Source organism: Rhodococcus wratislaviensis (genome assembly GCF_041228765.1).
Taxonomy (GTDB): domain Bacteria; phylum Actinomycetota; class Actinomycetes; order Mycobacteriales; family Mycobacteriaceae; genus Rhodococcus_F; species Rhodococcus_F wratislaviensis.
In genome coordinates, this window is sequence record NZ_CP150488.1 from 550,164 (window position 1) to 562,563 (window position 12,400).

At 64.2% G+C, this 12,400-nt stretch carries 10 protein-coding genes; 6 read left to right on the forward strand and 4 right to left on the reverse strand.

Going from position 1 to position 12,400, the window contains the following annotated elements; genetic code table 11:
* Window positions 1-28: 28 nt before the first annotated feature.
* The 3 genes from WKC72_RS02455 to WKC72_RS02465 form a co-directional block, all read right to left on the reverse strand.
* A complete protein-coding gene (locus WKC72_RS02455; protein ID WP_370181640.1) occupies window positions 29-1,129 on the reverse strand; it encodes a DNA cytosine methyltransferase in 1,101 nt (366 codons plus the stop codon).
* Window positions 1,130-1,325: 196 nt separating this feature from the next.
* Complete coding sequence (locus WKC72_RS02460) at window positions 1,326-3,473, reverse strand: DEAD/DEAH box helicase (RefSeq protein ID WP_370181641.1); 2,148 nt, start codon at window positions 3,471-3,473, stop codon at window positions 1,326-1,328.
* An 18-nt stretch (window positions 3,474-3,491) separates the two neighbouring features.
* Window positions 3,492-3,932, reverse strand: a complete 441-nt coding sequence (locus tag WKC72_RS02465) for a hypothetical protein (protein ID WP_370181642.1) — start codon at window positions 3,930-3,932, stop codon at window positions 3,492-3,494.
* 358 nt (window positions 3,933-4,290) lie between these two features.
* Here WKC72_RS02465 and WKC72_RS02470 point away from each other — a divergent pair, with 358 nt between their 5' ends.
* Window positions 4,291-5,064 (forward strand): hypothetical protein, encoded by a 774-nt coding sequence (locus tag WKC72_RS02470; protein WP_370181643.1) that lies wholly within the window; start codon window positions 4,291-4,293, stop codon window positions 5,062-5,064.
* Between the two features lie 112 nt (window positions 5,065-5,176).
* On the opposite strand, the gene WKC72_RS02475 is transcribed toward WKC72_RS02470, so the two are convergent.
* Window positions 5,177-5,521 (reverse strand): DUF732 domain-containing protein, encoded by a 345-nt coding sequence (locus WKC72_RS02475; RefSeq protein WP_370181645.1) that lies wholly within the window; start codon window positions 5,519-5,521, stop codon window positions 5,177-5,179.
* Between the two features lie 262 nt (window positions 5,522-5,783).
* On the opposite strand from WKC72_RS02475, the gene WKC72_RS02480 reads away from it, so the two are divergent.
* The 5 genes from WKC72_RS02480 to WKC72_RS02500 all read left to right on the forward strand — a co-directional run bounded on the left by WKC72_RS02480 (window position 5,784) and on the right by WKC72_RS02500 (window position 11,606).
* Window positions 5,784-6,230, forward strand: a complete 447-nt coding sequence (locus WKC72_RS02480) for a hypothetical protein (RefSeq protein ID WP_370181646.1) — start codon at window positions 5,784-5,786, stop codon at window positions 6,228-6,230.
* A gap of 118 nt (window positions 6,231-6,348) precedes the next feature.
* Window positions 6,349-6,705 (forward strand): hypothetical protein, encoded by a 357-nt coding sequence (locus WKC72_RS02485; RefSeq protein ID WP_370181647.1) that lies wholly within the window; start codon window positions 6,349-6,351, stop codon window positions 6,703-6,705.
* Between the two features lie 74 nt (window positions 6,706-6,779).
* Complete coding sequence (locus WKC72_RS02490; RefSeq protein ID WP_370181648.1) at window positions 6,780-7,121, forward strand: hypothetical protein; 342 nt, start codon at window positions 6,780-6,782, stop codon at window positions 7,119-7,121.
* A 197-nt stretch (window positions 7,122-7,318) separates the two neighbouring features.
* Window positions 7,319-9,334, forward strand: a complete 2,016-nt coding sequence (locus tag WKC72_RS02495; protein WP_370181649.1) for a hypothetical protein — start codon at window positions 7,319-7,321, stop codon at window positions 9,332-9,334.
* 799 nt (window positions 9,335-10,133) lie between these two features.
* A complete protein-coding gene (locus WKC72_RS02500) occupies window positions 10,134-11,606 on the forward strand; it encodes a hypothetical protein (RefSeq protein WP_370181650.1) in 1,473 nt (490 codons plus the stop codon).
* Window positions 11,607-12,400 lie beyond the last annotated feature (794 nt).

The following is a 12,400-nucleotide window of genomic DNA, read 5'->3' on the forward strand; positions in this document are numbered from 1 at the left end:
AGCACGACGCACCCGCTCGCGTCCGGTTCTAGCCAGCCTCGGGCAGAGGCGAATCGCAGTTAACGTGGTCCCACCAACTGCCCGTCACCGCGTTGTCGAGGAATGTCTCGCTCGGCGGCTCGTCCCCCAGCACGGACGCAAGCACGTGCGCGGCAAGCCGCGGCGGGATGGCATTCCCGACCTGCTGGGCCCAGTCGTTCCCCCTCCACGGGTAGTCCCGAGGGAAGGTCTGAAGCTGGCCCGCGTGTTCAGCTCCGAACCGGCCTGTTGGGCTTGGTCCTCGGCCAATCACGCGATTGCGTGAAATCTTGCCGGTCACTGTGAACGCCGGCTCGGTCGACTTCCTCCGACCACGGGCAGATGGTATACCGCCCGTGCCATAGTTCGAGACAACCTCGAACTCCTTCTCCGCCCCGAATACGTCACCCATGCTTGTCCAGGGCAACAAGGAGTCGTCGCCAGAATCCTGAGCAGCACCCTTCCGGAACGCACGGTGCGTGGGCTTCGGCAGGTCGACCTCGCTCTCCCACCTCGCGACAAGGATCGCGCGACGGCGCGTCTGCGGCACGCCGAACTGCTCCGTCCGGAGCACACCGACATCGACTCCGTACCCCTTGCGCCGAAGTACTGCCGCGTATGCGTCCCAAACGGGGCTGACAGCCGGCACCTGCTCGAGAACGATCGCCTCGTACGGCCGCTCATCGTCAAGCGCTTTCAACGCCCATCTCAAAGGCTCCAGGACCAGCCCTGTTCGTTCGTCCTCCATATTCGCGAGGACGTCCTTCACTTCAGCGTATCGACCCTCCTCCATCCTCTCGACGAGCGCGAGCACGACATCGAGGGCCTTGCGGCCCGTGCCTGAGCCCGCCACCGTGAAGGTCTGGCAGGGAGGCCCTCCGGCTAGGACGTTTGCGCTGGGAATACTCCACGGGCCGAGGTCGCGCACATCCTTGTGTCGCGTATCCAGCCGCGCAGCCGTACGGGTCTCAAAAGCGTCGTCATCCCATTCGACACCAGTCACTGGAATCCCGAGCCAGTGAGCAGCGACGTCGAGACCACCAGGGCCCGCGAAGAGGTCGACAATCGACGGATTCGCCAGGTCGAACGACGGGGCCCGGTCAGTGCTCATGGACGAGGATTCTATCTGTGGTCGGCGACGCCTTTGGGCAGGACATCCATACCTCATGCGCATCGTGGACCGCTACCAAGCAGCAGAGCCTGAAGGACACCGGCACCCCTACTGGAGGAACAGCCTCAACCCGAGTTGTGCATCCACCGCCCGACGCACAGGACGCACTTTACGACGAGGTGTTGTTTTGACAACGTCACTCGCCGCCCAACCCCAGCCGCTCCTGCTCGGCCCGCACGAAGTCCTGCTCCGTCGGTGCGACCCCGCCATCCCACGCGGCGTCGATCGCGGCGTCATCGGACTCTTTCGCTTCGCTACGGCGGGCGTACTGGTCGAACAGGTCCGACTTCTTGGCGAGCACGGACCGCATCAGCTCGTCGACGCTCCCCTTCGCGAGGAGTCGGTGCACCTGCACGGTGCGGATCTGCCCCATGCGGTGGGCCCGCGCGATGGCTTGCGCTTCTGTGCTCGGTTTCCATTGTGGTTCCGCCAGAACCACCACCGAGGCGGCCTGGATGTTCAACCCGACACCGCCGGCTTCGATCTGGGCCAACAGCACGGCGCTGCCGGAGTGCGCAGTGAACTCGTCGATGATTCGCTGACGGTTGGCCGTCCCGGTGGAGCCCGTGACAGGGCCGAACACCCGTCCCGGCAATGCACCGTGAATGGTGTCGAGAACACCCCGGAAGTACGAGAACACCAGCACCTTCGCGCCGCCGTCCTCCGCTTCCTCCACAATTTCGACCAGCCGGTTCAGCTTCGCCGAGCCTGTCCGAGTGGCCGGCGAATACGCGGCCTGCCGCATCGTCATGAAGTGTCCACCCGCGACTGCCTGTCGGTAGGCACCCGAATCCTGGTCCCCGAACAGCACCCAGTCCTCGACCTCGATCAACTCCGGGAGCTCGTTAAGTACATCGATCTGATTCCGGCGCAGGTACGCGGGGGCCACGGCCTTGCGAAATGACGCCGCGCCGGCGAGCCCGTCGCGAACGTGGAGGCGGTGCGCCACCGCGGGCTGCACGTACCCGACGAGGTTCCGGAATTCGTCAACCCGGTTCTCCATCGGGGTGCCGGTGAGAAGCACCGCGCGTTCACTGGAGGCGAGCACCGACCGGACGGCCGAGGTTCGTTGCGCAGCAGGGTTCTTGATGTAATGCGCCTCGTCGACGATCAGCAGGTGCGGCGCGACAGGAATCCTCACAGTCTTGAGGGTGTCGAAGGTCGTGACGGCCACGCCACCGAATTCGGCCCACCGCGTCAGGCGCGTCCCCCGCTCCGAGCCGTAAACCTGCCTCGCCCGCAGGTCAGTGTGCTTGGTGGTCTCGTTGATCCAGTTGCTCATTACGCTCGCCGGACACACCACCAGAGTGTGCCGTTTGCCCTCGGCGGCGAGGTGAGCTGCGACCGCGAGCGCCTGCACCGTCTTGCCGAGTCCCATCTCGTCGCCGAGAATCGCCTTGCCTCGGGTGAGCAGATACTGGGCGCCGAACGCCTGGTAGCCGCGCAGGAACGACCGCAGATGCGTCCGATTCAGAACGATGCGATCGGCCTCGTCGACGAACTCCCGTGTCAAGTAGCCGTGCGCCGACTGCTCGTCCTCCGCCGAACCGACGGACACGAACTGGCTGAGCAGCGCGTTGATCGTTGCGGCGTCGCGCTCGTACTCCCGCCACGGATCGGTGATGACGGGTGGCGAGTAGGCCAGTGCAGTCAGCTCCGCCTGCAGTGGCGCGATCCTCGGGTCCACCGCGATGGCCCGAATCCGTTCGACGGCAGTGAGCGCCGCAGCCCTTTTCGCACTCCCGGAGAAGAACATCGCGAGACGACGCCCCGCGCGCGTACAGTCCGGCCGGAACGTCTCGACCTGGTCGTCCAACGTCGTCACCGACATGCGCAGGCGCTCGATCGCCGGTTCCACCTGACGCAGAGTCAGCAGTGAGGTGAGAATCGCGGTATCTGCCGGTGTCCTCGCATCCGCATCGAGGCGGAACCGCGTCTCGGCCCGTACACGATGCTGCTGCGCCAGCGCCTCGGCATGGATCGCAGCGGCCGATCGGGGGCCGACGCCCGGAACTGTGGCCAGTGTCTGTGGCGACACCCGCGCGATGTCGGCGACGGTCCGAAGCGATGACCCAGCGAGTCCGCCCAGCCTCGTTCCCTTGGGCAGCGCACGACGCAGTGAGTCGACGGGCATATCCCGGAGTCGGCGCTCGACCCGCGTATCCGTCTCCGCTGCAATCCCCGCCGCGATGGACGCACGAATGTCCGCCGGGATTCCGAGAACGTGTCGGCCGAGCGCGAGCACCTCGTCCAGAAATTGCAGGGCCTCGTTCGACTTGGCCACGTCACCTCACCCTTCTCGTCACCAGCCGTACTGCTCGCAGATCTCCCGGCTGATGTACCCCTCCTCGCAGCCGTGTTGCGTCTGAATATCCCCACTGGTCGGTGCCTTGCCGCACCGAACACCGCACCGCTCGTACCCGTTCACGACCCCGTCGCCGTTCCGGTCCTCCTCGGGGTCGTAGGGGTAGCCGCCGCCAGGATTCGGGTTGGTGTCGGCGTTCATGCGCGCCTCCGTCTCGGCGCGCATGGTCGCGCACGCCGGGTCGGTGCCCGAGGACGTTCCGTCGGTATACACGGCGGTTCCCGGGTAGTCGCAGTACATCAGAACCTTCGCCGGCGCTTCCGTTGTCGGCGGCACGTAGGTGTCACACACCGCCTCGTAGCCGGTGGTTCCGTCTGAGTACAACGCCGTCCCTGATTCGTAGACGGACAGGTCGCCACATTCGAAGGTGATTGGCACGGCCTCCGGAGTCGGGCTCGACGACGGGACAGGCGAGGACTCCGTCGTCGTCCTCGCGACAGAGGAAGTTGTCGACGCAGCAGGCGTGGACTGGTCGGCGTCGCTATCACTGGCACACGCCACCAACCCGTAAGGGGTCAGCAGCGCGAGCGCCGCAACGATAAACATCCTCTTCACATGCAGTCTCCGAATTCGAGTTGGCGTCGCCCGCACGAGACAGCAGCAAGCGGCGCAAGACCCAGGTACCAGCTCCGCGTCCAATCGCGGCTCTGTTCTCACTATCGTCCGTGCGGAGGATTTCGCTACGGCTCAGGGGCGACCGATGCTGCATGTCGGTCCGTGGTGTCAGGATGGCGCCATGTCACGACTCGACGAGGGATTCGCGCCGCCGAAAGCGTGTGTGCAGTGGTGCCGGCTCAGGAGCTACGACCTGAACGTCCTCGACGACGGCGTAGAAGTCGACCTCGGCTGGTGGAACGACCACCTCGACCGCGCCGGCCACGACATCCGGCTGCGCGGACGTGACCTGGACGGGAGGATCGTCGGGGGCGGCCGAGCGATTCTGCAGCGCAACGACCTCCGCATCGGCACCGACCTCGTCGAGACCGACCACAACTCGCTCGGCCTGCTCTTCCTCTGCGCCGCCTGGCAGGGCAGCCACCGCAACCGGAAGGCCATGCGCCGCTTCCCCGACGTCCACAACCCGCACCTCACCCGCTCCGACGAAAGCCCGCTAGCCAAAACCCTCGCTGTGCTCGACACCTGCGTGCGCGACCGCCGGCTCCCTGACCAACCCGGAGGCTCGTGGTCCGGGTGGCCTGATACCCCGGGTGTCGGGGTCGCCCTCATGGCGACGTTCCTGTGGGCCGTCCAGGCGTCCACGAAGGGCGGGCGCGCGCAGCTGATCGACCAGTTCGGGGTGTCCACCCTCATCCATGAGGGGTGGCTCGAAGACCCCTCCGTCGCCGGCTTCACCCGACGCCGTTACGACCGCTACGTCGAACTCCTCACCCGGTGGGCCACCGACATCGGCACCAGCCCCGAACTCGTCGAAATGTGGCTCGTCGAGCGGTGGAGCGCCCGCGTCCGCGAAGCACGCGAGGGAAGCCGCGCCGAGCCGACATTGTTCTGAGCCGCGCCACGCACCTTCGTAAGGTGCGTGCCTGTAGTTCTAATCCGGTGGCGTGGACACCAAGCTTGTCCTCGGCCTGCCATGAAATCTCACCTCTCCCTGCGGGTGCGGGCTACCTGCCACCGGTCAAGTATTCGGGGCAGAGTTCGTCGACCGTGGTGAGGATCAAGAGCTCCGCTTCCGTGGATGTGATCGGCAGGGATTGCGTGAGCAGTTCTGCGACGCGGGACGGAGTTACGTTCCGGCCGAGTGCATCGCACGTCGCCATCCCGACCTCAACTGCGGAGGTCTGACTTTCGAACCGCAGGCCTAGTGAGTCCAGAGCAGCGGTGAAGCGCTGGTGCGTATCCGGGGTGACCACGGCGGGAGGGTCTGGCTGTTCACCGTCGGGCTGTCCAGTGCTCGCTGCGGCGCACAGCGCCAAGGCCGCACACAAAAACAGGGTGATACGGGGCATCGGTACTCATTTCGGATGTCGTCTCGCCCGAAAATCGGGGCTGCATTGGCGACAGCCGGCAAACGTTAGGCCATGGCACCGACACGTGTGAGCCTGGGGACCTCCGATGCTCAACGATCTTCGTCCTGAAGTTCGATCTCGTTGTCGTCATGACACGCTGACGGAACTTGTCGGTGCCTTCTGTCATTCTGTGCGGCTCCTCATTGGGGCGACGAACGGGCCTTCCGGGCTCGCAGTCTCGACAGAGCACTGAGGATGAACGATGAATGACATGAACCTGCCGAATCCGGAGCAGGATTCGACCACGTCACCGGCAACGCCGAAGAGGTGGCGGTGGATTACCGCGTTGGTGCTGGCGTTGGTCGCCGGCGCCGCGATCGGTACCGCGGTGGCCAAGGCCACCGAGCGTGATGTCCTTGCCGAGCGGACGGTGGCACTCGAGCAGCGCGAGGCCGAGGTGGCCCAGCGCGACACGGCCGCCGCGCAGAGGGAGGACGCCCTGTCGTCGCGGTCCGGGGGGCTCGATACCCGGCAGGCCGAACTCGACAAAATCTCGGCCGATCTGGGACGCCGTGAGCAGGCCCTGCTGCCCAAGGAGCAGGCAGCGGCACGATCGAAGATCACCAGGGACGGGATCTACCTGGTGGGGAAGGACATCGAGCCGGGCACGTATCAGACATCGGGCGGCAGCTGGCAGCGGATGAGCTAACCAGGATCCGAGTGTCGGACCCTTATGTCATTCTGTCCGGCTCGGGTGCGAGCGCGGACTTTCCGGACGGGAAGACCCGTCAACACTTGAATTCCAGGAGTAATGAATGCGGAACATCATGAACACCACTGTCGCGGCGCTCGCTGTCGGCGGCTTCCTCCTTACCGGGGCAAATGCTGCCTGGGCAGCGCCGGCCACCGTGATCGATGGGGACGGCGTCTACCGGGTCGGCATCGACATCGAACCGGGGACCTATTACACCGGCGGGGGTGGGGACTACTGCTATTGGGAGCGGCAGTCCGGGCTCAGCGGCGATTTCGACGAACTCATCGCAAATGACTTCATCGAGGACGGACCGGCCGCAGTGACGATCAAGTCCAGTGACGTCGGATTCAGCACCGACGGGTGCGGCACCTGGGTGCGGCAGTCCACTCCGGCTCCGGCGTCTGTGCCCTGGTCACCGTTCGGCTCGTAGCCACCACCCGCGGCCCCGATATTCAGATGTCGGGGCGGCGCGGGTTCCGTCCTTCCTCGAGAGAAGAGAGCGTCATGGGAAACATGTACTTCGGCCCGAACCACGGGCAGATCAACATTATTCAAAACAACGTCCAGGGATACCGGCGGTCGCCGCGCCGCAACAGCCATCCGATCCTGACAGGGATCGGCATCCTGTTCGCGATCGGATTGCTGATCAAGTTCTGGTGGGTAGTACTGACAGTGCTCGCCATCTGGATCGGAGTGAAGGCGTTCCGGAACTGGCAGCACCGGCAAGCGCTGGCCGAGCAGGAACGCGCACGGATAGCGGCCCGCGCCGACGTGCAGAACCAGGCATTCCTCGCCGGTGACCCCTACGGGATCTACGGAGATCCACAGAACCCGCAGGGCCTGTGACTGTTGCAATCGTGTGGAAAAGGCCACCGGCAAACGAGACTCCACGAGCGGAGTACCGCTGAGACCAGCGGCCAGACCGTTCGTGCCAGGTAATTTCGACCGGACGCAGGAGCGCCGCGCACCACTCCCCCGCCAGCACCCGTAGTGCTGACCCCCATCCGACAGACCCCTTACCCCTACTCCCTCAGGAGAGTCACATGGCCCTATCCGGACATACCGCCGCGATTCGCGAGAACTATCTACCCCTGCCCACCCGAGAGGACGGCTACCGGCAGATCCTGCTGCTCGGCACCACCGGCGCCGGCAAGACCACCGTCGTTCGCCAACTGCTCGGCACCGATCCGGACAACGACCGCTTCCCGTCGACCTCCACCGCGAAGACCACCGTCTCGGACACCGAGATCGTGCTCGCTCCCGGACCGTTCCAGGCCGTCATCACGTTCTTCTCCCGCGACGAGGTCGTCCGCCACCTCGAGGAATGCGCGAGCCGTGCCGCGGTGTCGATCCTCAACGGGCTCGACCGCTCTCGGGTCCGCGAGCACCTCCTCGATCACGAGCAGCAACGGTTCCGCTTCAGCTATGTCCTGGGCCGGCGCCAAGAGGCCGCTCCTGAGCAAGATGATGTGGTCGAGAACGACCCCTTCGATATCTTCGACGAGCCGGGCCCAGCGCTGACCGATGCCGGCTCTGAGACCTTCGGCGCCGACCCGCAAGCACTTCCCACGGTCGACCTCACCGAAACGGAGGCGGTCGTCGATCGAGCCATCGATACGCTGCAGGCGCTCGTGGCAACCCACAGCGACACCGCGCGACGCGAACTCGGCGTTGACGGCGCCGACGACGAAAAGGAACTGAAAGACCTCCTCGAGGAGGAGTTGGATCGTCTGCTCCGGGCTGATCCACGGTTCGATCAGATCACCGATGCGCTGCTCATCGAGATCGACAAGCGGTTCGGTGCGCTGTCGGTCGGTCAGGTCGTCCGAGGCGACAACGGCTGGCCACTGAGCTGGACGTGGAAGAGCGACGATCGAACCGCGTTCCTGCGGGCCGTCAACCGCTTCTCTTCGAATTATGCGCCCCTGTTCGGGCACCTGCTCTCCCCTCTGGTGGACGGCATCCGCGTCGCCGGGCCCTTCGCGCCCGCCTGGAACGAGGGTGCGGTTCCCCCGCTGGTGCTCATCGACGGGGAAGGCCTCGGGCACACCCCGACGTCCGCGGCGGCCCTGTCGATGGCGGTGTCGGAACGCATCAACACCGTCGACGTGGTGCTGCTGGTCGACAACGCCGCCCAACCGATGCAGGCCGCTCCCGCCGCCGCGATCCGATCGATTCTCATCTCCGGCAACGTCGACAAGCTCGTATTCTGTTTCACCCACTTCGACGAGGTCACCGGCGACAACCTCGCCACCGCGAGAGACCGAGCCGACCATGTGCGCGGCAGCGCCAACAATCTGCTGGCCGCCATCCGTACCGATCTCCATCAACGGGACGAGCAGGCACTTCGCCGGCGACTCGACGGCGCCACGGTCTACCTCTCCCGCATCGACAAGCCGCTCAGTACTGGCGATCTTGACGGCAGATTCTCGATCAGGTCCTTCCGCAAGCTACTCGACGTGATCGAGAAGGCCGGCGAACGACCCGATCTGGGCCCTGCCCGGCCGATCTACGACAAGGCCGAGCTGCGCCACGCCGTTGTCACAGCGGTCAAGAAGTTCCACCACCGCTGGGACGCGATCCTTGGGCTGGAAACATCACAGGCTGTCGCCCGGGAACACTGGACGCGAATCAAGGCGCTCAACAAACGCTTCGCCGAGGCCAGTGACGATCAGTACGACACCCTCCGGCCATCTGCGGAGCTGCGGGAGTTCCTCAAGGAAGAGCTCTACCGTCAACTCGAATCGCCCCGAGGATGGAACGGCCACCGCCCGGACGACGCCGAACACACCGCCATCGTCAACGAACTCGCGCAGGCCGTGTCCCGCGGAGTGAACGCACCGATCAGCGGACGACTCTCTACCGCAGCGCAACCGGAATGGGAACGCAGCTACGACCTGCACGGATCTGGTTCCACCCGCTTGCGGGCCGACCACATCGCCCACGACATCTTCGATCGCTTCGTACCGGGAGCAGCATCGAACGACAACAGCTTCGTTGCCGACCTCCTCACGGTCGTCGAGGCAGCCGCCGCTGAAGTCGACGCCTCGCTGGAGTAACGACAGACATCGGCTCAGATCCAGTGGAGGCCCGCCCTGGTTGTCAGTTCAGGGCGGGCCTTGATGGGCCGCCGGAGGCACACGCGGAAGGGAACACTATGTATGAAGACGACGATCATTGGGAACGGCTCATTTTCGAAGCCGAGAAGTTTCAGCGGGACCTCGAAGTTCACTCCTTGAATTTGAAGCTGTATCACTCCGAAAGCGAGCACTGGCGAGCTAAGGCCCGGAAGATCCTATGGTGGAACCTGCCATTCGCGGTCCTCACCTGTATCTTCATGATCCTTGCGTTACTCGACCTCTTCAACGGGCATCAATCGAGCTGGTGGTTGGCGGGAGGGTACCCCTGTTCGCTCATCTCCTGCGTCCTCGCATACAGACACCACCGCTACATCAAAAGATCGAATGCCGCGAGCGAGAGATTCCGATCCCTCGAGCCGCCTGCGAGTCTTCGCCCACTCATGGCCTCGATCGACGCCCAGATCGAAGCGGACGAGCGGACCGCAGCCGCTAAGAAGCGAGGGTGGCGGCATGGACGTCGACTATCTCATCGCGACGAACGCCGGCAGCAGCCTGGAAGGCGAGGATGTGGCTGACGTCCGGCGCACCTGAAAGGTGCCTCAGGAGTGGCGGAAGCCGAAGCACGCACTCGCATATAGATCGACGAAATATCAGCTGGGCAAAAGTCGCGTGGAGCACTCTCACGCACTCAATCATCCTTCCTCTCAGTGTCATTCACGCGATATACATGAGTCCACGTCTTCCTCTACTAGCTGAGGGCGTCGTCTAGGTTATGGCGATGACGACGCGTAAACGGATTGACCGCAAGAGATTGGATCAGTTGGCCGAATTCGGGAGCCGTCGCCGCGAGTTGCGTGCTGAGTTAGCGAAAGTGGACGCGGACATCGACCCGCTCCTGAAGCCTGTTTACCTCGAAGGGTGGTCGTGGGAGCAGATTGCGGACGCTGCCGGAATGTCGATGATGACGGTCTCGAACAGGCTCCGCAAACAGGGCGTGATCAGCGGCGGGCACGACGACGCGGGCCCGTTCGACCAGTTCACCAAAGCGGACTTGCGGACTGAACGAGCGAAGAAGATCGCTTCCGAGCGGCGGAAGAAAATGAGGCGGCATTCGGCACTGACGTCTCTGCTGTCCCGTCGCCCGGCTCACCCTCATTCCACGGGGCACTCTGCGTCCATGTCACCCAGGGACCTGTCCGCCGATGACCTCTCAGTCGATTGGTCAGGTGACGAGCGTGTCGCACAGTGGGCAATCGGTCGTGGTTTCGGCGTCACCGCGTTTCGCCTGGACCGAGACGGGTTGAAGCTGTTCAAGAGTGCGTATCCCGCCGATCGGTGCGGTCTCTATGTGTTCGAGTGCGTGAACCATGATGTGTATATCGGAATCGGCAAAGATGTCGCCGAACGACTTCCCCAACACCGCAAGAAGCACCCTGGCGCCCTGACCTTCCGGTTTCTGCCGCATCCGGGGAACGAAGCGGAACGTCGGACGGTGGAGCGGCGGCTCGTCCGCGATGCCCAAACCGCAGGCCTCACCGTCCGCAACCGGGAACATGCCAGCGGGCATGTGGGGCCCTCGACGCTCGATGTCTTGATCAGCGAGGAGGAGCAGCGCACATGGCTGCAAGATCCCGCGGGGATCAACGCGCCCGACGAATCTGCCCTGGTCGAGCTTGATCACAGTCAACTCGCCGCCCACGAAGGCGACTTCCAACGGCTCCGCCGGCACCCGCGCTACGCCGAGATCATCGAGGTCCTCAACGCATACGCGGCTTCCTGCATTCCGTTCCCCCGCCGCACCGAGGCGACCTTTTGGACCGTGAGTTGTTTCCCCAGCTCCAACCGCGCCCGAATCTTCTGCATCTCCATGGCTACACTGGAGACGTTCTTCATTGCCGTCTCCAACAACGAACACGGTGACATTCACGCCCGACTGTTCGTGGACAAACGCCATCTGCCCTCCGGCAAGTGGGGCCGGGTTCTCCTCGCCGCCCGCGGAATAATGTTCGACGACGACCATCGTCACAAGTCGGGCGGCGCCTTCGAGCAATGCCTGGTCGTCAACGACATCCGCGAGCTGCGTTCGGTCCTGAAGTCGAAGCACATCCGGGCAGCTGCGACAGCATTCAATCTCGATCTGATGCGCAAACGACAGTCCGCATATAAGCCGTCGCACTGCCGCCAACTCGCTCAGGCCGCGCTCGAAATCTCGTACCCAGAGGCCACCTCGAGGCCGGACAACTTCACGTGAAGCGGCTGCATGGAAGGCGGCAGGCTCCCCAGTGCACTGAGAAGCCTGCCACGGAATCCCTCTGGAAGGAAGTGATTCGCCCGCAAAGTACAAGTAGCCCGGCCGTCGCGTCAAGCTGAGTGGATCCCCCGGTGGCCGAAAAGTCAGGCCCCGCATGGAGATCAAACTGTGTATCAGGTGGACACGGAGGCGTGGTGCACGTGTGCACAGGGATCAGAGGACGACGATGAAAGGCATGATTGAGGTCCAGACCTCCCATATCACCACCAGGGACTCGAAGCGGAGTCGGTTGGTGTGTGAGCGGCATCCCGGATCTCGTCATCGGCGGCGGCATCGCCACGATCCGCTGAGCCGTTCGGTGCCGTTGGCTGGGCTTCCTGCGAGATACTTCCCCCGTGCGCCCGATCCGGTTCATGTACGACACCAAGAGCAACACGCTCGTGTACGCCGACTACACGCAACTGTCGCAGGACCTGCGGGGCGCCTCGCCCTGATCGATGCGCTCGTCCCGCCCCTCTCGACGAGTCGCCTGCTCTCGCCCGGACCCCAGTACGGGGATGAGGCGCGCACGCCGAGGGCTTCTCGAAGCGGGACTTCTTCGTCTACCTCACCACTGCTCGGTACCAGCAACACCGAGTTCACGGTGCTCGCCGGTTCAGTCGAATGTCTATCGACTCGGTGCACGCACAACTGTCGGCCTGAAATAACTTGAAATATCAAGCGGTACGAGCACCGTTGCATCGCGAAATTGTCAAAGTGGATTCCATAATGCTGCGAATCCATTCCACAGAGCG